22 protein-coding genes are annotated in these 22779 nt (G+C 65.0%); 11 read left to right on the forward strand and 11 right to left on the reverse strand.

Going from position 1 to position 22779, the window contains the following annotated elements; genetic code table 11:
* The first annotated feature begins 22 nt into the window (after positions 1-22).
* Complete coding sequence (locus ACSBQT_RS12765) at positions 23-1303, forward strand: amidohydrolase (RefSeq protein ID WP_435001888.1); 1281 nt, start codon at positions 23-25, stop codon at positions 1301-1303.
* Positions 1300-3207 (forward strand): threonine/serine ThrE exporter family protein, encoded by a 1908-nt coding sequence (locus ACSBQT_RS12770; RefSeq protein ID WP_410708737.1) that lies wholly within the window; start codon positions 1300-1302, stop codon positions 3205-3207. Before ACSBQT_RS12765 ends, ACSBQT_RS12770 begins: the two co-directional genes overlap by 4 nt.
* A 24-nt stretch (positions 3208-3231) precedes the next feature.
* On the opposite strand, the gene ACSBQT_RS12775 is transcribed toward ACSBQT_RS12770, so the two are convergent.
* Complete coding sequence (locus tag ACSBQT_RS12775; protein WP_410708735.1) at positions 3232-3933, reverse strand: uracil-DNA glycosylase; 702 nt, start codon at positions 3931-3933, stop codon at positions 3232-3234.
* Positions 3934-4116: 183 nt separating this feature from the next.
* Between ACSBQT_RS12775 and ACSBQT_RS12780 the strand changes: the two genes are divergently transcribed.
* The 6 genes from ACSBQT_RS12780 to ACSBQT_RS12805 all read left to right on the forward strand — a co-directional run bounded on the left by ACSBQT_RS12780 (position 4117) and on the right by ACSBQT_RS12805 (position 10380).
* Positions 4117-5583: an aldehyde dehydrogenase family protein gene (locus tag ACSBQT_RS12780; RefSeq protein ID WP_173151393.1), complete on the forward strand. Its 1467-nt coding sequence runs from the start codon at positions 4117-4119 to the stop codon at positions 5581-5583.
* A gap of 298 nt (positions 5584-5881) precedes the next feature.
* Positions 5882-6148, forward strand: a complete 267-nt coding sequence (locus tag ACSBQT_RS12785) for a DUF3263 domain-containing protein (protein ID WP_025780444.1) — start codon at positions 5882-5884, stop codon at positions 6146-6148.
* Between the two features lie 2 nt (positions 6149-6150).
* Positions 6151-6714 (forward strand): LytR C-terminal domain-containing protein, encoded by a 564-nt coding sequence (locus ACSBQT_RS12790; RefSeq protein ID WP_181270737.1) that lies wholly within the window; start codon positions 6151-6153, stop codon positions 6712-6714.
* Between the two features lie 449 nt (positions 6715-7163).
* Entirely contained in the window at positions 7164-7367 is a 204-nt protein-coding gene (locus ACSBQT_RS12795) for a cold-shock protein (protein WP_025780447.1), read from the forward strand.
* Between the two features lie 783 nt (positions 7368-8150).
* Positions 8151-9794: a chaperonin GroEL gene (gene groL / locus ACSBQT_RS12800; RefSeq protein ID WP_039208485.1), complete on the forward strand. Its 1644-nt coding sequence runs from the start codon at positions 8151-8153 to the stop codon at positions 9792-9794.
* Between the two features lie 202 nt (positions 9795-9996).
* Positions 9997-10380 carry a hypothetical protein gene (locus tag ACSBQT_RS12805; RefSeq protein ID WP_410708733.1) on the forward strand — a complete coding sequence of 128 codons (384 nt, stop codon included), beginning with the start codon at positions 9997-9999 and terminating at the stop codon, positions 10378-10380.
* Between the two features lie 76 nt (positions 10381-10456).
* Here ACSBQT_RS12805 and ACSBQT_RS12810 read toward each other — a convergent pair whose 3' ends face one another.
* On the reverse strand, positions 10457-11224 hold the full coding sequence (locus tag ACSBQT_RS12810) for a DUF1707 SHOCT-like domain-containing protein (RefSeq protein ID WP_410708731.1): 768 nt from the start codon (positions 11222-11224) through the stop codon (positions 10457-10459).
* 76 nt (positions 11225-11300) lie between these two features.
* Here ACSBQT_RS12810 and ACSBQT_RS12815 point away from each other — a divergent pair, with 76 nt between their 5' ends.
* The 3 genes from ACSBQT_RS12815 (at position 11301) to ACSBQT_RS12825 (ending at position 13347) form a co-directional block, all read left to right on the forward strand.
* Entirely contained in the window at positions 11301-12050 is a 750-nt protein-coding gene (locus tag ACSBQT_RS12815; protein ID WP_410708730.1) for a sulfite exporter TauE/SafE family protein, read from the forward strand.
* Positions 12051-12298: 248 nt separating this feature from the next.
* The gene (locus ACSBQT_RS12820) at positions 12299-13129 is read left to right on the forward strand and encodes a hypothetical protein (protein WP_410708729.1); all 831 of its coding nucleotides are present in this window, start codon (positions 12299-12301) and stop codon (positions 13127-13129) included.
* Complete coding sequence (locus ACSBQT_RS12825) at positions 13129-13347, forward strand: RNA-binding S4 domain-containing protein (RefSeq protein ID WP_264799629.1); 219 nt, start codon at positions 13129-13131, stop codon at positions 13345-13347. The genes ACSBQT_RS12820 and ACSBQT_RS12825 overlap by 1 nt, the downstream gene beginning before the upstream one ends.
* A gap of 112 nt (positions 13348-13459) precedes the next feature.
* Here the strand turns inward: ACSBQT_RS12825 and pspAB are convergent, their stop codons facing one another.
* The 9 genes from pspAB to ACSBQT_RS12870 form a co-directional block, all read right to left on the reverse strand.
* Entirely contained in the window at positions 13460-14059 is a 600-nt protein-coding gene (gene pspAB, locus ACSBQT_RS12830) for a PspA-associated protein PspAB (protein WP_410708728.1), read from the reverse strand.
* 47 nt (positions 14060-14106) lie between these two features.
* Positions 14107-15018 carry a zinc metalloprotease HtpX gene (htpX, locus tag ACSBQT_RS12835; protein ID WP_410708727.1) on the reverse strand — a complete coding sequence of 304 codons (912 nt, stop codon included), beginning with the start codon at positions 15016-15018 and terminating at the stop codon, positions 14107-14109.
* A 79-nt stretch (positions 15019-15097) separates the two neighbouring features.
* A complete protein-coding gene (gene pspAA / locus ACSBQT_RS12840) occupies positions 15098-15382 on the reverse strand; it encodes a PspA-associated protein PspAA (protein ID WP_139468159.1) in 285 nt (94 codons plus the stop codon).
* Positions 15379-16128 carry a PspA/IM30 family protein gene (locus ACSBQT_RS12845; RefSeq protein ID WP_039208503.1) on the reverse strand — a complete coding sequence of 250 codons (750 nt, stop codon included), beginning with the start codon at positions 16126-16128 and terminating at the stop codon, positions 15379-15381. Before ACSBQT_RS12845 ends, pspAA begins: the two co-directional genes overlap by 4 nt.
* A gap of 214 nt (positions 16129-16342) precedes the next feature.
* Complete coding sequence (locus tag ACSBQT_RS12850; RefSeq protein WP_035321190.1) at positions 16343-16630, reverse strand: WXG100 family type VII secretion target; 288 nt, start codon at positions 16628-16630, stop codon at positions 16343-16345.
* Between the two features lie 228 nt (positions 16631-16858).
* Positions 16859-18889: a trypsin-like peptidase domain-containing protein gene (locus ACSBQT_RS12855; protein ID WP_435001889.1), complete on the reverse strand. Its 2031-nt coding sequence runs from the start codon at positions 18887-18889 to the stop codon at positions 16859-16861.
* A complete protein-coding gene (locus ACSBQT_RS12860) occupies positions 18886-20964 on the reverse strand; it encodes a sensor histidine kinase (protein ID WP_410708725.1) in 2079 nt (692 codons plus the stop codon). The genes ACSBQT_RS12855 and ACSBQT_RS12860 overlap by 4 nt, the downstream gene beginning before the upstream one ends.
* A gap of 30 nt (positions 20965-20994) precedes the next feature.
* Positions 20995-21753 (reverse strand): response regulator transcription factor, encoded by a 759-nt coding sequence (locus ACSBQT_RS12865; RefSeq protein ID WP_101543636.1) that lies wholly within the window; start codon positions 21751-21753, stop codon positions 20995-20997.
* A gap of 234 nt (positions 21754-21987) precedes the next feature.
* Positions 21988-22773, reverse strand: coding sequence for a hypothetical protein (locus tag ACSBQT_RS12870; RefSeq protein ID WP_410708724.1), 786 nt, complete (start codon positions 22771-22773; stop codon positions 21988-21990).
* Positions 22774-22779: the final 6 nt, after the last annotated feature.

Genomic DNA, 22779 nt, shown 5'->3' on the forward strand with positions numbered 1-22779 from the left:
CGACCCCCTCGCTAGGAGCAGAATGTATCGGTCAGTCCCGGTCCCCGCAGCCACAGATTTCGTCATCGCGAACGCGCGGATCGTGCCCGTGGCCGATGCGTCCGGGAACCGTGCCGAGGCGATCGAATCCGGCACGCTGACGGTCAGGGACGGCCGTATCACCGAGGTGGCCCCCGGCTCCGTGGACACCTCATCCCTCCCCGCGGACACCGAGGTCATCGACGCCGGCGGACGCTGGGTCCTGCCCGGTTTCATCGAAGCCCACGGCCACCTCGGCGTGCATGAGGACGGTGAAGGCTGGTCCGGTGACGATACGAACGAGATGACCGATCCCAACGGGGCGGGCCTGCGCGCGCTCGACAGTATCGACCCCACCGATCTCGGATTCAAGGATGCGCTGCGTGGGGGTGTCACCTCGGCGCTTATCAAACCCGGTTCCGGCAATCCCATCGGCGGTCGCACCGCCTTCCTCAAGACCTGGGGTCGGATCGTCGATGAAATGCTCGTGACGCAGGATCTGTCCGTGAAGTCCGCACTCGGCGAGAACCCGAAACGCGTGTACGGGGAGAAGAAGGTCACCCCATCGACGAGGATGGGCACCGTCAAGATCATCCGCGACGCCTTCGTCGAAGCGCGGAACTACCAGGCCAACCGTGCGCAAGCCGAAGCCGACGGCACCCCGTTCGACCGCGACCTGGTCAAGGAGACCCTGGCCGACGTCCTCGACGGCAAGCTCGCCTGGGACCAGCACTGCCACCGTGCCGACGATATCGCCACCGCCATCCGCCTGTCCGAGGAATTCGGCTACCGCCTCGTCATCAACCACGGGACCGAGGGCCACAAGATCGCCGACTTCATCGCCGCCAAGGGCATCGACGTCATCCTCGGACCCCTGATGACCTCCCGGTCGAAGGTCGAACTGCGCGACCGCACCCTGGCCACCGCGGCCTCCCTCGCCGAGGCGGGAGTGCGCATCGCTCTGACCACCGACCATCCGGTCATCCCGATCAACTTCCTCATCCACGAAGCCTCGCTGGCCGTGAAGGAAGGCCTCGACCCGATCGTCGCGATCGAAGCGCTGACGATCAATCCGGCCGCGATTTTCGGCCTCGAGGACCGCCTCGGCTCCTTGGCCGTGGGCCGTGACGCCGATATCGTCATCTGGTCCGGCGATCCGCTCGATCTGAACTCCCGCGCCGAGACCGTCTTCGTCTCCGGCCGGCGCGTCTTCGACTACGACGCCGCCTCAGGAACCGCGCACATCGCCGACCCGCTCGGCCCGACACTCATCAGCGAGCCGTGAGCGACAGAGAACTCGAGGACGCCACCACCACCGAGGTTCGGGTCGAGGACCCGACTGAACCGGGCCCTGTCCGCGGTTCGTCCCCGGCCCCGGTCTCCGGCGGCAATCCGGAGGCCGGATCTCAGGCCCTGCGCGAGCTGCTCGAGCGCACCCGACTGCAGCGACTTGCCGAACTGCGGGACTCCTCACCGGAGCCCCAACCCGAGGACATCGCCAAGGCCGCGGCGGCGAAGGCGGCGAAGTCCGAGCGCAGCGGCGGGCGGTCGAAGTCCCGCACCGACCACCTCGGTGCGTCTCAGCGCATCGCCCAGAAGGTTGCTCGGCGCACCGTGGGCAAACTCGTCTCCGGTACGACGGAGAACACGCAGCCGGTGCCGATCGTCACCGCGCTCAAGGGCACCCCGTACCAGGCACCCGTGCAGGCGAATGAGCCGAGCGAAGACGAAGCCCGGATGATCCTCGACCTCGCCGCCGATATCGCGGCGATGATGATGCGCGCCGGTGCCGGCACCAGCGATGTCGAGGTCTCCGTCATCGCCGCGTGCACCGCCTGCGGTCTGGCCACCGTCGAGGTCGATCTGACCTCGAACACCCTCGTCGTGCACTATTCGACCTCGGACGGACGTCTGCTGACGGTGATGCGGGTCAACCGCGGTGAGTCCACGCATTTCGCGAAGCTCGCTTCGGTGCACAAGCTCGTCACCGACCTCGTCGACGGGCGTCTGGAATTCCACGAGGCACGCAGTCGTCTCGACGCGATACGCACGCAGCGGCGGCCGTTCCCCGAATGGTTCACCACCGGTGCCTGGGGCTTCATGGTCGGTGCCCTCGTCCTGCTGCTCGGGGGAGGCCCGATCGCGATTCCCCTGGGCATCACGATGGCCATCGTCGTGTTCCAGTTCGGCAAGCTGCTCGGTCGCACCCACCTGCCGTCGTTCTTCACCACGGCGCTGCAGGCCGCCTCGGCGACGCTCATCGCCACCATCGCCGGCGACGTGGGCATCATCGCCTCACCGCAGTACCTCGTGGCTGCCGGAATCGTTCTGCTGCTGCCGACGCAGTCGCTCTATTCGGCGGTTCAGGATGCGCTGACGAACTTCCCGCTGACCGCGGCCGGGCGCGTGGTCGGGGTGTTCATGACTCTGGCCGGCATCGTCTCCGGCATCGCTCTGGGAATCGTGTGCGGTCAGGCCATCGGGCTCAGTCATATCGAAGTGCTCGTGCCGAAGACGAGCCCGCATGTGGTCACGGCGATCCTGTCGATGGTGGCAGCGGCCGTGGTGGCGATGTCGGGTGCGGTGGCGATGTCGGCCAGGCGCCGGTTCATCCTGCCGGCGGCGCTCGTCGGCCTCGCTTCGCACATCACGATGATGTCGCTGACACTGTTGGACGTCGACAATGTGCTTGCCAGCCTGCTGGCGGCCACCGTCACCGGATTTCTGTCGCGGCCGCTGGCGCTGCGGCTGGGAGCGCCGGCGATCGTGCTCATGATCCCCGGCATCTACACCCTGCTGCAGGGACTGTCGATCTTCACCGCCGTCTATCAGATCGCGTCGGAGTCGGAGAACGTCTCCTTCGCCGTGGGTCTGTCCTCGCTGTTCACCGCGATCCTGGCGAATGCGGCGCTCGCAGTCGGCGCTGTGCTCGGCAGCTATCTGGCGCTGCCGCTGAAGAACCTCAAGAGCCGGAGCTCGGCCGAGGAGAAGGTCGAAGAGGTGCGCAGCGGCGAGACCTCGACCTCTGTCATCGACTCGGTGCAGCCCGGTGGCGCGAAGACCCAGTCGAGTGGATCCGGGGGAGCGAAGGCTCAATCGGGCGAGTCCGGAGGCGCGAAGACGCAGTCGAGTGGGCCCGGAGGAGCGGGGGCCTCGGACGAGGCCGACACCGGTCCGATTCAGATCTGATCCGGGCTCACCATCAATTTGGACTCAGACCTGATCCGGCAGAGCCCAATCGATCGGGTCGATGCCCTTCTGGGCGAGCAACTCATTCGTGCGCGAGAACGGTCGCGAGCCGAAGAACCCCCGCCGTGCCGACAGAGGTGAAGGATGCGCGGATTCGATGATGGCCACCTCGGCGTTCCCTGATGTCAGCAGGGGAGCGAGGTTCCGGGCATCGCGGCCCCAGAGGATCGCAACAAGCGGCTGATCGCGTTCGATCAGCGCGGTGATTGCCCGTTCCGTGATCTCCTCCCATCCTTTGCCGCGGTGGGAGGCGGGTTCGCCGGGGGAGACGGTGAGGGCGCGGTTGAGCAGCATGACTCCCTGGCGTGACCAGGCGCGCAGGTCCCCGTGCGCGGCCGGCGGAATCCCGAGGTCGGACTCGAGTTCCTTGTAGATGTTGCCCAGCGACCGCGGCAGGGGACGGACATCGGGGTCGACGGCGAATGACAGGCCGATGGCGTGGCCGGGCGTCGGATAGGGGTCCTGGCCGACGATGAGGACCTTGACCTCGGACAGCGGTTCGGCGAAGGCGCGGAAGACGAAGTCCCCGGAGGGCAGGTAGGCGCGGCCGGCGGCGATCTCGTCGCGGAGGAAGTCGCCCATCGAATGGATGCGCTCCTCCACTCCGGCCAGGGCGTTCGCCCAGTCGGGGGACATGATCTCGGTCATCGGAGGCGTCGACGTCATGGGCACGAGTGTAGCGATGCACTATGGTCGGCGCCGCCTCGGCGAGGGTGGGAATCGACCTGCGCGCACGTGCACGGAGCGCAGAGCGGGTGTGCGCGATCGCCTACCGAACCGGTGTATTGCCGTTCGGCGCTACGCGTTATGCTCAGCCTAAGGAGTTCATCGTTGAACGAAAGGACCGAAATGTCGGAATTCCCAGAGGCCAAGAACTGGAAGATGCTCATCGGCGGTCAGTGGGTCGACGCCGCTGACGGCGACACCACCGATGTCATCACCCCGATCGACCGCAACGTCGTCATCGCCAAGGTGCCCAACGGCAAAGAGGCCGACGCCGACCGCGCCGTCAAAGCCGCACGGAAGGCCTTCCCCGAGTGGGCGGCCCTTCCGTTCAAAGAACGCCAGAAGAAGCTTCTGGCCTGTGCCGATGCGCTCGAAGCCGCTTCGGAGGAGCTCGCCCAGCTGACCGCTCTCGACACCGGCAACGCGATCCGCACCCAGGCTCGCCCGGAGACGATCATCCTGGCCGACCTGTTCCGCTACATGGGCGGCGTCGCCGGCGAAGTCAAGGGCAACACCCTGCCCGCCGGAGACAAGCAGCTCCAGTACACCAAGCGCGTGCCCCTGGGTGTCGTCGCCGGCATCCTGCCGTGGAACTCGCCGCTGATGATCGCCGCCTTCAAGACCCCCGCCGCGATCGCCGCCGGCAACACGATCGTCCTCAAATGCGCCGAGGATGCACCGCTGACCATCCTCAAGATGGCCGAGATCATCGCCGACATCCTCCCTGCCGGTGTGCTCAACGTTGTCACCGGCAAGGGCTCGGTCATCGGTGAGGCCCTCAACGTCCACCCCGACGTCGACAAGGTCTCATTCACCGGATCGACGAGCGTCGGCCGTCACGTCGCCGAGCTGGCCGGTGGTCGACTCGCACATTCGTCGATGGAGCTCGGCGGCAAGTCCCCGAACATCATCTTCCCGGACTCGAACGACGACGACACCCTCGAGCAGGTGCTGCTGTCCACCCGCTTCGCCCGCCAGGGCCAGTCGTGCACCATGGGCTCGCGCCTGTTCCTCCACGAAGACATCTACGACGATTTCCTGTCCAAGCTCGTCGACGCGGTGTCGAAGATGAAGGTCGGCGACCCCCGCGATGAATCCACCGACATCGGCTGCATCATCAACCAGAAGCAGTACGACCAGGTCGCCAGCTACATCGAGATGGGCAAGGCGATGGACGGCGTCGAGATCGCCTATGACGGCTCCGATTCGCTGGAAGTCGGCGAACCCGGCTTCTACCACGCGCCCGTGATCTTCTCGAAGGCGAAGAACGACTGGCAGACCAGCCGCGAAGAGATCTTCGGCCCCGTCCTCTCCGTCATCCCGTGGAAGGACATCGACGAGGTCATCGATATGGCCAACGACTCCGACTTCGGTCTCGCGGCCTTCGTCTTCACCAAGGATGTGGACGCAGCCCTGACCATGGCCAACCGCATCGAGTCCGGCTGGGTCCAGGTCAATCAGGGCGGCGGCCAGCTGGCCGGTCAGTCCTACGGCGGCATGAAGACCTCGGGCTTCGGCCGCGAGGCATCGCTGGAAGGGATGCTCGAGGGATTCACCCAGATCAAGCAGGTCAACATCCGCATCCGCTGATCCTTTTCCCCGCCGAGGCGGGTCTGCCCTCGCGGTCGAACGCGGGGTCGACCCGATCCTGGCGATCGGGTCACCCGGTCCGCCGAGGCGGCCCCGCCTCGGCGAAGGTCGTTCCCTTCACCCCGTCGTCATGGTCACCGATCCGGTGCCGTGCGGCGGGGTGGTGCGGTTAGTTGGGGACTGACTTGGGCCGTTCGGGGACCGACCTCCCATCCGCGGCGGCGCGCCGGAAATTTCAGTACCGCCGATCGGGCGATAATATAGAAGCACAGACACCTCTCGAAGGAGCACAACCTCTATGCCGCCGAACGACGACACCTCAGAACTGAGCGAGCTCGAGGTGGCCGTTTTGGAGTTCGAGCGGCGGTGGTGGAAATACGGAGGCGCCAAGGACCACGCGATCCGTGAGCGCTTCGATATGTCAGCCACCAGCTACTTCCAGATACTCAACTCGCTTCTCGACAACCCTGCAGCTCTGGCCAGCGACCCCATGCTGGTCAAGCGCCTTCGCCGAATCCGCAGCACGCGGCAGAGCGAACGCGCCCAAGCCCGCGTCTCGAGGTAGACATGACCGACGAATTCGACGAGATCGAGCCCGGACGGCGCAGCGGTGCCCATCGACAGGAGTCCGCGGCGTCGTCGAACATCGGTGCCATCTCGCTGGTCATCATCCTCGCCCTGGTCGCCGTGCTGCTGGTCGTGGCCGCCATCAACATCATCTTCTCCTCGATGGGCAATCCCGAGTCGAAGATCGCCGACCCTCCGGCCTCCGAATCGGCGTCGGCCGAACCCTCGCCGAGTGAGAGCGAGGTCAGCGTCGCAGACGACTCGATCACCGTCGACGTCCTCAACGGCTCCGGCGTCTCCGGTGCTGCGAAGAAGTTCTCCGAGGCGGTCGAGGAGAAGGGCTGGAAACTCGGGCAGGTCGGCAACTATTCGACGAACCTCACTGATTCGACCGTGTACTACAACGGCGAAGAGAACGCGTCCCAGGCCAAGCTCGTCGCCAAGTCGCTGGGAGTCTCTGCCACGGAGGCCTCGTCCGACTTCGAAGCCGACGTCACCGTCGTCATCTGTTCGGACATCGCCGATCGCGGACCCGAGTCCAGCGAAGGCGGGGACTCGGAGTGATCCTATGCGGTTCGGCGGCGCGGCAGCGCAGCTGAGTCGGCGGGATCGGTTCGGGCTCGGCCGCTTCGGTCGTAAGGGCATGAGTCGGCGGGACTCCTCGGTTGCGGTCGGGTCGTGACCGTGCGGGCCGCCTCGGCGAATTTCTGACCGAACGGTCTGATTTCATTCGCCGCGATCCCTGCTGTGAACTGGGCAGAAACCCTTAGATAACGAATCTATAACAGTGCTGAACCACTCTAGGCGGGATGCGTGCCTGCGGTAGAGTTGCAACAGCTAGGCAAGCACAGCACCTTGTGTTCTATTCGTGCTTCACCGAGATTATTCTCTAGAGGTCAATGAGAGAAGTCGCGGGGTCAGTTGAGTTTTACTAGCTTCCGTATCTCGGGTGGGGTCATCTGATCGCGGCTGCGATGCGGGATTTCAATGGCACTGCACTGTATGGAGAAGTAATGGCACAAGGTACCGTCAAGTGGTTCAACGCTGAAAAGGGCTATGGATTCATCACCCTCGAAGGCGACAACCAGGACGTGTTCGTTCACTGGAGCGCAATCCAGATGGACGGCTACCGCTCTCTCGAAGAGGGCCAGCAGGTTCAGTTCGAAGTTGGAGAAGGACAAAAGGGTCCTCAGGCGGAGTCCGTCACCCTCCTCTGAGACTGGCTGCTGTCAGCACAGTTTTCTGATCCGCTGCGGCGGGGCGTCGGAACGGCTTTCGGGCCGACCGGCACCAATCGCACGGGGGAAGCGCCGAGCAGGCAACTGCTCGGCGCTTTTCAGTGCCAGCGCGAGGGAGTGGCTGCTGGCGGGGTGCCTGCGGGGGGAGAGCCGGCGGGCGGGGGTGCCTGTGGAGGTAGTGCCTGCGGGGGGGAGAGCCGGCGGGGCCCTCGGCGCCTCGTGTCCATTTGATGCCTGCGACTTGCTGGATCAATCGACGTAATTGACCACCTTGTTTCGTATTGCTCACGTTCCTCGGTGTGTTTTTCAGAGTAGACAGTACCGAAAGCCTGGAGTGCGGACGGGGAGGCCTCTGGAGTCGACCTGCGGGCCGCGGTCGGAGCCTATTCGCAGGCTCGGGGCACCAGCGGCGGGCAGGATCTGAGGCCCGCGCCACCGCCGCCTGCGCCACTTGCACCGCCGCCTGCGCCACCTGCGCCAAGCGTTTCGCGCTGGGCCGAACTGCCCTCCCCGACTCCTTCGCGCGCCGCCAGCTCGCGGATCCGAACTGTCCTCGCCCATCTTGGCGGGCGACAAATATTTGCACTCGCATGGGGAGAGTGCTAAATCTAGTACTGGTGAAAACCGATGGGTTCCCACCAGTCGTCTCGAGAGCGTGGTCCATATGTGGAATGGAACATGCGGACACACTCTCTGCCGTCGCGGGCGTTGATGACTGCTCTGGATTCCCACTCCACTCCATCAGGGAGGATCTAAGCCACTATGGCAAAGATGATTGCATTCGACGAAGAAGCTCGTCGAGGACTCGAAGCTGGCCTCAACCAGCTTGCGGACGCGGTCAAGGTGACCCTTGGACCCCGCGGTCGCAATGTCGTGCTCGAAAAGCAGTGGGGCGCACCGACCATCACCAACGATGGCGTCTCCATTGCCAAGGAGATCGAACTCGAGGACCCCTACGAGAAGATCGGCGCCGAACTCGTCAAGGAAGTCGCCAAGAAGACTGACGACGTCGCAGGTGACGGAACCACCACCGCTACCGTGCTCGCACAGGCCCTCGTCCGCGAGGGCCTGCGCAACGTGGCAGCCGGTGCTGATCCGCTCAGCCTCAAGCGCGGCATCGAGAAGGCCGTTGAGGCCGTCACGAACGTGCTGCTGAACAACGCCATCGACATCGAGACCAAGGAACAGATCGCCGCCACCGCTGGCATCTCCGCCGGAGATCCTGCAATCGGCGAACTGATCGCCGAGGCCATCGACAAGGTCGGCAAGGAAGGCGTCGTCACCGTCGAGGAGTCCAACACCTTCGGACTCGAGCTCGAACTGACCGAGGGTATGCGCTTCGACAAGGGCTACATCTCCGGTTACTTCGTCACCGACACCGATCGCCAGGAAGCTGTCCTTGAGGATCCCTACATCCTCATCGTCAACTCCAAGATCTCGAACGTGAAGGATCTGCTGCCCGTCCTCGAGAAGGTTCAGCAGTCCAACAAGCCGCTGTTCATCATCGCCGAAGACGTCGAGGGCGAAGCCCTGGCCGTCCTGGTGCTGAACAAGCTCAAGGGCACCTTCAAGTCCGTGGCCGTCAAGGCTCCGGGCTTCGGTGACCGTCGCAAGGCTCAGCTCGCCGACATCGCCATCCTCACCGGTGGCCAGGTCGTGTCCGAGGAAGTCGGGCTCAAGCTCGACAGCGTGACCACCGATCTGCTGGGCACCGCCCGCAAGGTCGTCATCACCAAGGACGAGACCACCATCGTCGAGGGCGCCGGAGACGCCGAGGAGATCGCCGGACGGGTCGCTCAGATCCGCGCCGAGATCGAGAACTCAGACTCCGACTACGACCGTGAGAAGCTGCAGGAACGTCTGGCCAAGCTGGCCGGCGGTGTTGCAGTCATCAAGGCCGGAGCCGCCACCGAGGTTGAGCTCAAGGAAACCAAGCACCGCATCGAAGACGCCGTGCGCAACGCCAAGGCTGCTGTGGAAGAGGGAATCGTCGCCGGTGGCGGCGTCTCGCTCATCCAGGCTGGCAAGGCCGCATTCGCCGACCTCGCACTCGAGGGAGACGAGGCCACCGGTGCCAACATCGTCAAGGTTGCCATCGAAGCCCCGCTGAAGCAGATCGCCACGAACGCCGGCCTCGAAGCCGGTGTGGTCGCCGACAAGGTCGCCAACCTCGAAGCCGGATTCGGTCTCAACGCCGCAACCGGTGAGTACGAGGACCTGCTGGCCGCCGGCATCAACGACCCGGTCAAGGTGACCCGCTCTGCTCTGCAGAACGCCGCCTCGATCGCCGGTCTGTTCCTCACCACCGAGTCGGTCGTCGCCGACAAGCCCGAGAAGGCCGCCGCAGGTGCAGACGCAGCTGCCGGTATGGACGGAATGGGTGGAATGGGCGGCATGGGCTTCTGATAGCCACCGCTTGTTCGATCGGCCGTGCCGGTGCCCGCAGGGGTGCCGGCACGGCCGTTCTCGTGCTGCGACTCCCGGATCCCGGCCCGATGGTCAGATCGTTCACGCGGACGTGTCCGCTCGTCGTGAGTCGGCGACCACCATCGCCGAGGCGGCCCGCCGACCCGTTGTTCCGCAGCCTCGCCCCGCATAGGCTGGACCCATGACCTTCACCGGAACCGATTCCTGCGGAAACAGTCCGAAGAACGTCTTCGTCGCGACGTTCGAGGAGAATCTCTTCAACGGCGACAGAGAAGCACTCAACGAGGTGATCGCCGACGACTGCGTGCTGCAGATCGTCCACGCCTCTGACGTTGAAACCCACACGGGTATGGACGCCGTCGTCGAGGCGCTGTTGAAGTTGTCCGGCCAGTCTCACGAGGTCGGTCACCTCGAAGCTGCGGTCACCCACGGCAAGGCCGCGGCCGCATGGGGATACTGGCAGGCCGAGGCCGACGGCGACGACCTGCGGCACTTTTCGCACACGATGTGGTTCACCACGCACAAAGCTCAGGACTTCGGGCAGATGAGAATCTTCCAGGTCTGAGCCAGATCGGGACCTGTCAGATCCGGATCTTCCAAGCCTGAGCCAGAACAGGGTCCGCTGGACCTGAGCTGTGCCCTCAGTCCCAGGGGTTATCGCGGTTGTAGCGGCGATGCGACCGGTGCCGGTCCCGCTCTTCCCGGCGTGAGATCTGTCCGGGAGAGTACGGCGGATGGGACGGATGCGGCGGTTGCAGGCCTGTGCCGAAGTCGGCTTCATAGTCCCGCTCGGGGGCTTCGCCCTCTTCGAGCTGTCGCTTGGCCTCAGCATCCCCGAGCTGGGCCCGAGCTCTGCGGGTGAGCTCCTTCTTCCGATTGCGGATGATCTCGTCCTTACGTGCGATGTGCCCTAAACCGCCGAGCAGCGAGGGAATGATGACGAAGATCGGCCAGAAGAAGATGAACCCTCCAGATGCGATCGATGAGATCGCCCAGATCGCCAGCACGATCCCGACTGGCCCGGCGACTGCACCCAGCAGTGACCGGCGCACCCGGTCCCGGTAGTACTTCTGCGCCGCGGCATCGATCTGCTCCGGCGTGATCGGCACTCGCTCTGCCTCGAGGCGAGCCAGGGCCTGCGCGCGACCTGCGTCGTCGAGCCTGCCAGGTTCGACCTCGGCCGGATCGGCGAGGACGAGATCCTCGATCAGCGCTGGTACTTCACCGAGCGTCTTGATCTTCGCAGCCGCCTCGGTGCGTTCATCGAACTCCTCAACGTCGAGCTGACCGAGGGCATAACCCTCCGAGAGGACATCACTGACGACCGCGCGATCGGCATCAGAGGCCCGGACCTGCCCATACGATCGGGGATCTGCGCTGAACCGCGACCAGAGGGGACTGGCGTTCATGGTGAATACTCTAACCCCGCGGTCAGCGGTGAGACTGAGGATCAGCCGGGAATCGGGCTGGACTAGACTCGATCGAGTGGAACCCGTCGTCGTGCTCATCCTCTTCGCCGTGTTCCTCGGCGCATTGTCCCAACGCGTCACCGGGATGGGATTCGGCTTGGTCAGCGGCCCTTTCCTCGTTCTCCTCCTCGACCCGTTCAGCGGCGTCATCCTCGTCAACATCTGCGGAATCGTCGCCTCATTCTCCGTCTTCGTCCGCACCTTCGCCGAAGTGGAATGGCCGCCCTTCCGACACCTTGCCTTGGGAGCGGTGATCGGCACCATCCCCGGCGCACTGCTGTCGTCATCGCTGCCCACCCCACTGCTGCAGATCCTCATCGGCGCACTCATCGTCGTCTCCCTCATCAGTTCGCTGACCTTGGGGAAGCTGGGGCGGACGATTCCCGCGAACGGCGGCACACGGCTGACGGCCGGGCTCTTCTCCGGGGCGATGTCCGCCGCGGCAGGAGCCGGGGGACCGGCGGTGAGCGCCTACGCAGTGCTGACGAACTGGGAACAACGGTCGTTCGCGGCCACCCTGCAGCCGTTCCTCGTCGTCGGGACCGCCTCGGCGGTGGTGATGAAGGTGATCATCGACGGAGGGACCTGGCCGCATCTGGAACTCGGAGTCTGGATCGGACTCGGACTCGTCCTTGTGGCGGGCCTCGCCGGAGGAGATTGGCTCTCCCGACATATCGACGTGAGCGCAGCGCGGATCGGGATGCTGGTCCTCGCATTCGGGGGCGGGATCGCGGCCTTGGTCAAAGGTCTTGTGGCCCTCGTCTGAGGCGGTGGCGCTCGTCTGAAGAGGTGGCGCATAGGCCGTCTGAGACGGTGGTACGCGGGGCGATGACCGGTGCCGTCTGACCTGCGCACACCGGTGTCGCATGATCTCGTGCAGCGGTCTTCCACCGCCTGGGTCTGAGCCGTCGTCGACGGTCAGGGACTGAGCGGATGTGGGGCACAGGCTCAGACGTCTGTCAGTTTCATCGGGCATACTGTTCGAGGACAAAGCTAGCCTGGGAGGCATGGATCGTGACTGAAGTATTTCTGTTGCTGCTCGTAGTTCTCGGGGCCGTTTTCTTCATCGGTCACCGCAAGGAGAAGAAGCGGCAGCGGGAATTGCACGCCGCTGAACTTCAGCAGGTGAAGAAGACTGCTGAAGAGGACGTCACCGCATTCGGTGAGGAAGTCGCCGAACTCGACGTCATCACCGCGGGCGTCGACCTCGACACGGGCGGAGCGCAGGACTACAAGCAGGCGCTCGACTCGTACGACGTCGCGAAGGAGACGCTCGAGAAGGTCTCCGAACCCACTGACATCCGCCACGTCACCGAGGCGCTCGAAGACGGCCGCTACGCCGCCAAGTGCGTTCGCGCCCGGGTCGAAGGCAAACCCCTGCCGGTGCGTCGTCCGCCCTGCTTCTTCAACCCGCAGCACGGTCCCTCGGTCGAAGACATCGACTGGGCCCCGGCCGGCGGCCAGCTGCGCCCCGTGCCCGTGTGCGCCGCCGACGCCGAACGCGTCGCCGTCGGAGCCGACCCGCTGGTGCGCAAGGTCGTCACCGGTGACGGTCACACCCGTCGCGCTTACTGGGAGGCCGGACCGGCCTACGCCGAATACAACCGCGGCTACTTCAACTCCTACGCCGGCTCCGGCCTGCTGCCCGGCGTCCTCATGGGCGCCATGATGTTCGGCGGCATGGGCGGCGGCTGGGACGGCGCATACGGCGGCGATATGGGCGACGCCGGCGGAGACATGGGTGACGCTGGTGGCGACATGGGCGGCGGTGACGGCGGTGGCTTCTTCGGAGGCGACGGCGGTGACGGCGGCGGTCTGTTCGACGGATTCGGAGACATGTTCTGATGGACACGATCGAGATCCGCGGCGATTCGATCAGACTCGGCCAGCTGCTCAAACTCCACGGAATCGCCGAACACGGTGCCATGGCCAAGGACATGATCGCCGACGGTGAGGTCAGCGTCAACGGTGAGGTCGAGACCCGCCGCGGTGCCACGATCCGTCCCGGCGACCGCATCGAAGCTCTCGGCGAAGTCATCGAGGTGGCTGCCGAGGAAGGCTGACAGTTTGCAGATATGAGAGGAGGGCGTCCCCGCGGGGACGCCCTCCATCTGTCTGTTCGGATTGAAACGCTGTCTGTTCAGACTGAACTACTGTCTGTTCGACTTGAGCTCCCTACTGCAATTCAGGAGCTCCCGGGGTGTCGTTCATGCCCGGGGCATCCCACAGAGCCGACCAGTTCGACGTGTCCTCTTCGAACGGCAACTCGTTGGAGAGGATGCCCTTGACCTGGATCTCCAGGGGATTGTCCCGCTGCTTCGGGCCCAATTGCACGAACGGATAGAAGGTTCCGCGCTTGTACTGGTAGACCAACGCCATCCGACGCCCGTCGGGGTGGACGAAGTATACGGTGGTGCACAGCAGCATCGTGTCGAAGCCCTGGTTGACCAGCGCCGAGTTCACGGCGTGGATGTTCGTGACGAGGTTGACCACCTCGGCGTTCTCATCGGCAACGACCTGCCACGTGAATCCGAAGCCGTCGTTCTCCTGCCTCACCGAGGCGGCCGGGTCGGAGCCGATGAGGGCGACGCTTTCGGACTCAGCGGTTTGGAACGCGGCTCCCTCGACCTGACGGAAGGCGACGGCTCCGACGCCGGTGGGGGTGAAGCCGGTTGCGGCCTGCAGCGTCAGTGCCGCCGGCGGCAGGGCGAAGAGGTCGTCGAGGTTGGCCCGTTTCGGTTTGGACCGACCGAGCAGTGCGTCGAAGAATCCCATGGAGCTCCTATTTCGGTGGTGCGCAGTTCAAAGGGTGCGGTGGGTGCTCACTCGGGGCGGGAGAGCTGGGCGGAGATCTGGGCCAGCTGCTCCAGTCGCTTCTCGAGTGAGGGGTGAGTGGAGAAGAGCTGGCCGAAGGCGGCCTTTCCGCTGATGGCGGGGATGAGGGCGAGGTGGTTCGCCGAGGCGGACGACCGCAGATCCTTCTCCGGAATCTTGGACATGTCTCCGCTGAGCTTCGTCAGCGCCGACGCCAGGGTGGACGGTGCACCGGTGAGGATGGCTGCTGCGCGGTCGGCGGCCAACTCGCGATACCGGGAGAGGGCGCGGATGAGGACGAACGAGAGCCCGTAGACGACGGCTCCGACGAGGATGAAGAGCAGCTGGATCGGAATGCCGTTGTTATTGTTGTTCGACCGTCCGAAGCTCATGTAGTAGCCGGCGCGCATCATCAGTGCGGCGACGACTCCCGTGACGCCGGCAACGGTCATCACCGTGACATCGCGGTGGGCGACGTGTGAGAGCTCGTGAGCGAGCACGACCTCGACCTCATCACGGTCGAGCTTCTCGAGCAGACCACGGGTCACGCACACCACCGAGCGCTCAGGGGAGCGGCCGGTGGCGAAGGCATTGGGGATCGGAGAGTTCGAGACGGCCACGCGGGGCTTCGTCGAATCGGCCAGCTGGCAGAGTCGGTCGACGATCGTATGCAGCTCCGGAGCCTCCTCGGGGGAGACCTCCCGTCCGCCCATGGCACGCATGGCGATCTTGTCGGAGAAGTACCACTGGAAGAAGAACGCGCCAGCGCTGATGAGGACGGCGATGATGACGCCGCCGACGCTCTGGCCGATGATCATCCAGATCGCGAGGATGAGCACGACATAGATGAGGCCGTTGAGGAAGATCGTCCATCCCATCCGCATGGTCAGTCCGTTGTCTTTGACGAAGCGATTCTTCACCGGGATTCCTCTCTGGCAGTGGCAGAACCGGCCCACTGTCGAAGACAATGGGCCGGGTGCATTTCGGTGCTCTGTGGTTTCAGGCCGGGTCCGGGATGAAGCCCTCGCCGGTGAGCAGTTCGGCGATCTCGGCCAAGGTGGCGTCGACGAAGGGGATGACGACATCGGAGGATCCGAGGTAGTCATCGGCGACGGGCTGCCCGTTTGCCGTGACGTAGTCGTGGAGGGCACTCAGCGCGGTGCGGGCGGCTTCCTCGTTGCCGGCGTTGACGGCATCTTCGACCTGGTTGTCGTACTTCTGGAGCAGATCCTGGTCGACGTTCTTGACGTCGAACTGGCCTTCGCCCATGATGCGGATGATCATTGCTGATCCTCACCTTCGAGCGACTTCTGGTCCTGCTTCTCGGACCCGGCAGGCAGGGACTCACGCATCCGCTGGAGTTCCATCTCGACGTCGTTCTCGCTGGAGAGGGAGTCGAGCTGGGCGGTGATATCGTCCTTCTGGGTTCCCGTGACGTCGTCGAGGGCACCTGAAGCGAGGAGCTCATCGACGGCACCGGCCCGCGCCTGCAGCGATGCGGTTTTGTCTTCGGCGCGCTGGACGGCGAGCCCGACGTCACCGAGCTCTTCCGAGATGCCCGAGAACGCCTCGCCGATCTTGGTCTGTGCGTCGGCAGCGTTGTACGTGGCCTTCAGCGTCTCCTTCTTCGTGCGGAAGGCGTCGACCTTGGCCTGCAGGCGCTGCGAGGCAAGAGTGAGCTTCTGCTCCTCACCCTGGAGTCCTTCGTGCTGGGTCTGCAGGTCGGTGATCTGCTGGGTCAGCCCGGACTTGCGGGTCAGGGCCTCGCGAGCGAGGTCTTCGCGACCGATCTGCATGGCCTTCTCGGCCTGACCGGAGAGCTTGTTCTGCTGCTGTTCGAGCTGGTTGATCTGCAGCTCGAGGCGCTTGCGGCTGGTGGCGACATCGGCAACACCACGACGGACCTTCTGCAGCAGCTCCAGCTGCTTCTGGTACGAATAATCAAGGGTTTCGTTGGGGTTTTCGGCCTTGTCCAGAGCTTTGTTGGCCTTGGCACCGAAGATCGTCGCGATCCGTTGGAAGATACTCATCCGTAGTCGACTCCTGCATTGGTTTGACCCGACGCTGCCAACCCGATCCACTCCGGTCCGGAGATTCTTGGCCAACACCGCCGCGAACTATCGCTCTCAAGTCTACTGAGAAAGGCTGATAGTTTGCCAGACGCCGACTATAAGAACGAACAGATCCCGGCCGCGGTATCTCGGGGATGAGCGGCAGAGGTCCCGGCGATCGAATCCGATCGGATCAGGGGGCGAAGAGGCGCGAGTTCGCCGCCTCGACTTCGGAGTACTGCCGGGCCGCCGTGTGGAGTGCTCCGTGGACGGAGTTGAGCGATTCCATGAGCTGCTTCTGCGCACGCTCCCATTGGTTGACCACGGCTTGGAAATTCTGGGCCGCACTGCCGCGCCAGCATTCCTGGAGGGCGAGCAGATTGCGCATCATCGTGTCGGATTCGGACACGAGATTGCGGGAGGTGTTCGCGGCGGCTGTGGCAGCGGATTGGACGCGTTCGGCGTCAACTTCGAAACTCATCATCACTCCTCTTGGTCAGAGACGTTCCGCCGCGGTCGGGCGAGACGACATCAGTGTCGGCTGACGCGACAGAGGAGGGGAAGAGCAGAAACCGAGGGTGTGGACAGCGTTCTGCTGTCCACACCCTCCAGGTGGCTGAGTCAGGTCCGGATCCCCAAGAGCGGACGCTTGAGTGGTGGACGATCGGGCGGCTGACCGCTGAGCCAGCGAACCGCCTCGGCGACTTGCCTACTGCAGCACGAGCGTGACGTCGAGCTTCTGTTCCTTCCCGCCGCGGACCACGGTGACCTCGACCGGAGTGTTCACCGGCTGGGCGCGGACGAGGGCGCGCAATGCGATGGCGTTGTTCACCTTGGTTCCGGCCACCTCGACGATGTCGTCTCCGTCCTTGATTCCGGCCTTGGCCGCGGGGGATCCGCTTGCCACGGACTGCACCTTGGCGCTGCCTCGGCTGATCCCACCGCTGTTGATGTGCCCGTCGGTGAGAGTGATGCCGAGGAACGGGTGCTGGGCCTTGCCGGAGGAGATGAGCTGGTCGGCGATCATCACGGCCTGGTTCGCGGGGATCGCGAATCCGATGCCGATCGATCCGGACTGACCTCCCTCGCCCTGGCTCAGCGATGCGGCCGCCGAGTTCACCCCGATGAACTGGCCATCACCATTGACCAGCGGTCCGCCCGAGTTGCCGGGGTTGATCGCCGCATCGGTCTGGATGGCGTTCGTGATCGTCATCTCCTTCTCCTGCGAGGAGGCATCCTCGCCGATGTTCTCCGTCGACACCGGACGGTCGAGCGCGGAGACGATGCCGGTGGTCACGGTGTTGGCCAGACCGAGCGGATTGCCCAGGGCCATCACGGGATCGCCCACGGTCAGCTTCTTCGAATCGCCGATGACCAGAGGTTTCACCCCGTCGGGCACCTGTTCGAGCTTGATGACGGCGATATCGGTCGAGGGATCGCGGCCGACGATCTTCGCCTCCGTCGTCTCGCCGTTCTTCATGGTCACGGCGATCTCGCCGTCGGGGGTGTCCGCCGGTGCGACGACGTGGTTGTTCGTGATGACGTGGCCCTGATCGTCGTACAGCGCACCCGAGCCGAGCCCCTGGACCTGGCCCCGAGTGCCGACCTGGATCGACATCACACTGTCCGAGGTCTTCTCTGCGACCTGCGTCCAATCGGGGGTCTCGATCGTCTCCTCGGCGACCTTGCGCGGTTCGTCCTGCTGCAGCGCCGAGAGCGCATAGTTCCCTCCGAACGCGAGAGCCCCACCGAGGAGCGCGGCCACCAGGCCGATCGCGATCGTCGCACCCCAGCCGGGTCCCTTCTTCTCTCGCCGAGGCGGCTGCTGAGCTCCGTACGGACCGAACCCGTCCGGCCCGACCGGACCACCGGGTCCGTTGGGATCTCCCGGTCCACCGGGCCCGGGCTGGGAACCGACGGCTGAGAATTCCGAGGAATAGGGGCCCGAGCCATGTGCGGCCGAATAGGCGTTGGAGCCGGTGGGCTGGCCGGGAGCGTTGTGCTGGTTCGGAGCGACCTGCTGACCAGAACCAGGCTGTTGGCCCGGAGCGTTCGGGTACCCGGGACCTTGCGGGTTCTGGGGATCGTTCGGGTTGCCGGGAGCGCCCGGGTAGCCGGCGGAACCTGTCTGCTGAGAGTTCGCCCCGGCGTGATAGGACCCAGCGCCGGCAGCCGCTGCTCCGGCTCCTGCCGCAGAGCCAGCTCCTGCTGCGGCTCCGGTTCCGACAGCAGTCGAGCCGGTGCTGTTCTGTCCGGCGTTGTTCTGGCCCTGATACGACTGCGGCTGATTGCCGAAATCGCCCTGGGCACTCTGGTGCCCTGGATAGCCCGGCTGACCGCCCTGCCGTTGGCTGCCCGGCTGGCCCGGCTGTCCGTCGTGCCGTTCGCCGGCATATCCGCCCTGCTGCCCACCGGGGTGGTAGGGGGACGACTGCTGGGAGGGGGAGCCGCCTCGGTGAGGGGATCCGTCCACAGGGTTCTGCGCCTGAGTCGACGGAACGTCGGGGCGTCGCTCGGGCGGTGCGACCGGTGGACTGACGCGTGCAGGGCCGTTGGGCTGGGACGGGAAGGTGCGCGGAACCTCGGCTCCGGACCCGCGGTAGCCACCGGCCGATGGGCTGCGACGTCCCCCGGCGGCGGAACCGCTGCCCTGATTCCGCGACGGACGCGGTGTCTGTTCATCCGATCGGGAGCTGCGGGACACCTCATCCGGATTCTGAGGGTCGGTGTTCTCGTTCATCGCTCATCCTTTCGCGTGTCCGCAGTGGTATCGCCGTTGTCGGAGATGGGCAGGTCGATGCGGAACGTCGCACCGCCGCCCGGAGTTTCGTGGACGGAGATCGCACCATGGTGGTTCTCCACGATCGCCTTGACGATCGACAGCCCGAGTCCGGATCCGCCGGTGTCCCTGGTCCGGGACACGTCAAGGCGGTAGAAGCGCTCGAAGATGCGCGGAACCACCTCGGGGTCGATTCCCTCGCCGTGGTCCCTGACCTCGAAGCGGACCCTGCCGTTGGGGAATCCTCGCAGTGACTCATCGACCGTGATCGATCCGGCCGCCGTGACATCGGGGACGATGTTCGCCGGCTCGGGAGCCTTGGACTGAGGCCCGGATTGGGACTCGGCTGATGATGCGGACTGCGCCGCAGTCCGGGAATCGGCCGCTGCACCATTCTGCGGTCCGGAATTCTGAGAACCGGAGGGCTGCGCCGACTGCGATCCGGACGGTGTCCTGAGCTGCCCGTTGTGCTGCCCCTCTCCCTGCTCCGCATTCGGGGCGGGACTCTCGGACCCGACCTGACGGTCGGGCTTGGCCGGGGACTGAGCGGCGGTTCGGGGGTTCGGCTGGGTGTCGGCTTGGTCGTGTCCGGCAGAGTCGCCTCGGCGGAAGATGCGGACCCCGCCGGTGACGAACCCGCGTTCACGGGGTTTGTCCTTCGCCCCGTTCTTCGCACCATTGCGACCGTTCTGACCGCGGGCGCCGCCCTCACGGATCTCGCCGGTGTCAGCGGAATCGGGGTCGACGGACTCGGGGAGACCGACGACGCCGACGGCGAATTCGATCGCCGCGTGATCGGGGGTGTGTCGCACGGCGTTGCCGGCAAGGTTGACGATGACCTGGCGGATCTTCGATTCGGATCCGCGGATCATCGGCACGGGTTGGGCATCCTCACCGTCGAGTCCGATGAAGCTGATATCGCGGTCCGGGGCCTGTGCCGCGGCATCGGCGGCGGCATCGCGGACGACCGTGTGCAGATCGACCGGACCGATCTCGGCGGCACGCTGCTCGTCGAGCCTGGCCAGGACGACGAGATCGTCGACGAGGACGCCCATGCGCTTGGCCTCGGACTCCATCCGCTCCATCGCATTGGCCACGTCCTCGGACTTCGTGATCGCACCCTGACGGTACAGCTCCGCATACCCGCGGATCGTGACCAGAGGCGTGCGCAGCTCGTGCGAGGCGTCGGAGACGAACTGGCGGATGCGCTTCTCCGAGCGGGTCTGCCCGTCGAACGAGTCCTCGATGCGTCCGAGCATCGTATTCAGCGCCGCCGACAGCCGCCCGAGCTCGGTGTTGCGCGGATAGCTGGGCACACGTTGGGACAGGTCGCCGGCGGCGATGCGGGAGGCGGTCTTCTCGATATCGCGCAGCGGCCGGAACGTGTTGTTGATCGCCCAATAGCCGACTCCGGCGACCATCGCCAGGGCCAACAGGCCGATGCCGATCATCGTGTTCCGGGCCCGCTCGTTGATGTTGTCGACCTCGCGGTCGAAAGGCACCGCGATGGACACGAGCACGTCGGTGTTCTTCACCTTCATCGCTCGCGCTCGCCACTGCGAGCTCGTTCCGGCGACAGTGAAGGGCTCGCCGCCGCGGGAATAGACTTCCTTCTCATTGATCTTCGGCAGGATCGGATGGTTCTGCGGCTCCGGGGCGACGGGGTCGCGGATCGGATCCCCGTCCGTGTTGTAGAACTGCACATAGAATCCACCCGGCAGGAGGCTCTTGAGCTGATCCCAAGAATTCGAATCGATCGTCGTCGACGACGGCGCATCCTCGGCGTCGTCGTCCCCGGACTGGAGTTCGGCCTTCTGGAACACATCTTGGTAGGCCTGCTTCGCCAGGGTCTCGGAGGCGCTGATGAGTCGTTCATCGGTGCGCTGGACGAGGCTGTCGCGCAGGTTCTCCAACACCCAAGCGCTCGTCCCCGTGAGGACGAGCAGCATGAGCAGCATCATGATGGCCAGCAGCTTGGTGGTCAGAGACCATTCTTCCCAGAAGCCGGGACGGGAGGGACGGGATTCTATTGCCACGTATGTAATCTATCGTCCTTGCATGGACGACTACTTGGATTCCGGTGTGCGCAGCATGTAGCCGACCCCGCGCTTGGTCTGGATCATCGGTGTCCACTCCATCTCGACGGGGTGGCCGGCGGCATCCGTCTCCGGGGTGACGTCGATCTTGCGGCGCAGGTAGGAGATATAGGACTCCACGATTCCGGTGTCTCCGCCGAAGTCGTATTCCCACACGTGGTCGAGGATCTGCGACTTCGACAGCACGCGGTTCGTATTCAGCATGAGGTAGCGCAGCAGCTTGAACTCGGTGGGGGAGAGGTCGATGAGGATGCCGGAGCGGCGGACCTCATGGGTGTCGTCATCGAGTTCGAGGTCGCCCGCCACGATGACGGCGTTCTCCTCGTCCTCGAGGTTGCGGGTGCGGCGGAGGACGGCGCGGATGCGGGCGACGACCTCTTCGAGGCTGAAGGGCTTCGTCACATAGTCGTCACCGCCGACGGTCAGGCCGGTGATCTTGTCCGAGGTGTCGTCACGGGCGGTGAGGAACACGACGGGGGCGTTCATCCCGATCTGGCGCAGACGGCGGGTGACGGTGAAGCCGTCCATGTCCGGGAGCATGACGTCGAGGACGAGGAGGTCGACCTCGGTCTGCTCGGCCAGGCGCAGCGCCTCGGCGCCGTTTGCGGCAGAGACGACGTCGAAACCGGCGAAGCGGAGACTGGTGGACAGGAGTTCGCGGATATTGGGCTCATCATCGACAACGAGCAGGGTGGCTTCGATGTCGGTGTCGTTCTGTGCTGTAGTCATGGCTCCAGTCTGAGTCCCATTTCTGGGAGTGGGCTGGAGGTCAGCTGAATGCGAATGTGACATGCATCACTGAAAAACTCTCAGGAAAGTCCTTTTGGGTCCTGGATCGGGTATTCGTTCTCAGGAACGAAAGCGTGATTTCAGTGAAAAATGTGGTCGCGGCCAGTTTGCGTTCAGAAATGATCGCCGAGGCGGGTGTGCTAAGGCGCGTTCAGCTGAGTATGGGTGTTCGGCTCAGTGCGGGCGCGGCGGGTGCGGTGGGCGCGGACCAGGAGGCATTGGGAAGACGGTGTCAGACCGAGATGTCGGATTCTCCCGGATCTCGCGCCGTGGACGGAGGTCGATGAGCTGCTGAGTGACGGCGAAGCGTTGAACTCTTTCAGGGCGAACGCGGTCGTAGACTACCTGGCCGCGTGTTCCGGGCATCGATGGGTCCTGCTGGACGAGATGGCGCGCCCAGCGGTCCCGGCCCTTGTCGTCGACGAAGTGAACCACGGTCAGGGTCGGGCCCCTCGACTGGGCCTGTGCCGAGTAGTCGATGACTCTTCCCTCTGCGAGGGCGACATTGGGGTGAGGCGGGCGGTCGAGGATCGGATAGCGGGCCCTGCGGAATGTGAGCAGTGAGACGGCGATGAGTCCGAGACCGGCGGCGATCGCAACCACCCACCAGATCGGAGCCGCGTCCGTCATGGCTGGAGCGAAGCCGAGGCCGAGCCCGCCGCCGGCTCCGAGCGCTGCCAATTGATACCGAAAGAATCGGGACAGGCTGCCGCCGGTGCGGAAGCGGCCGAGGGCTGCGAGCACGAGCAGGAAGCTGATGGCGGCAGAGACGAGGGCCACGATGACGGCGAGGGCGCTGAAGACGACTTTTTCGCTCAGCAGTCCTCCGGGGCCCGCGGGAAGGAACGACAGCACCGCAATGGCGAAGCCCGACGTCAGCGTGGCCGACATGGTGATGATGCCGGCAAGACCGGCGGCGAGCTTGCGTCCGGCGGTGATGTGCAAGGGCTGAAGTGACATGGGCGG

Source organism: Brevibacterium sp. H602 (assembly GCF_051172395.1).
Lineage (GTDB): Bacteria > Actinomycetota > Actinomycetes > Actinomycetales > Brevibacteriaceae > Brevibacterium.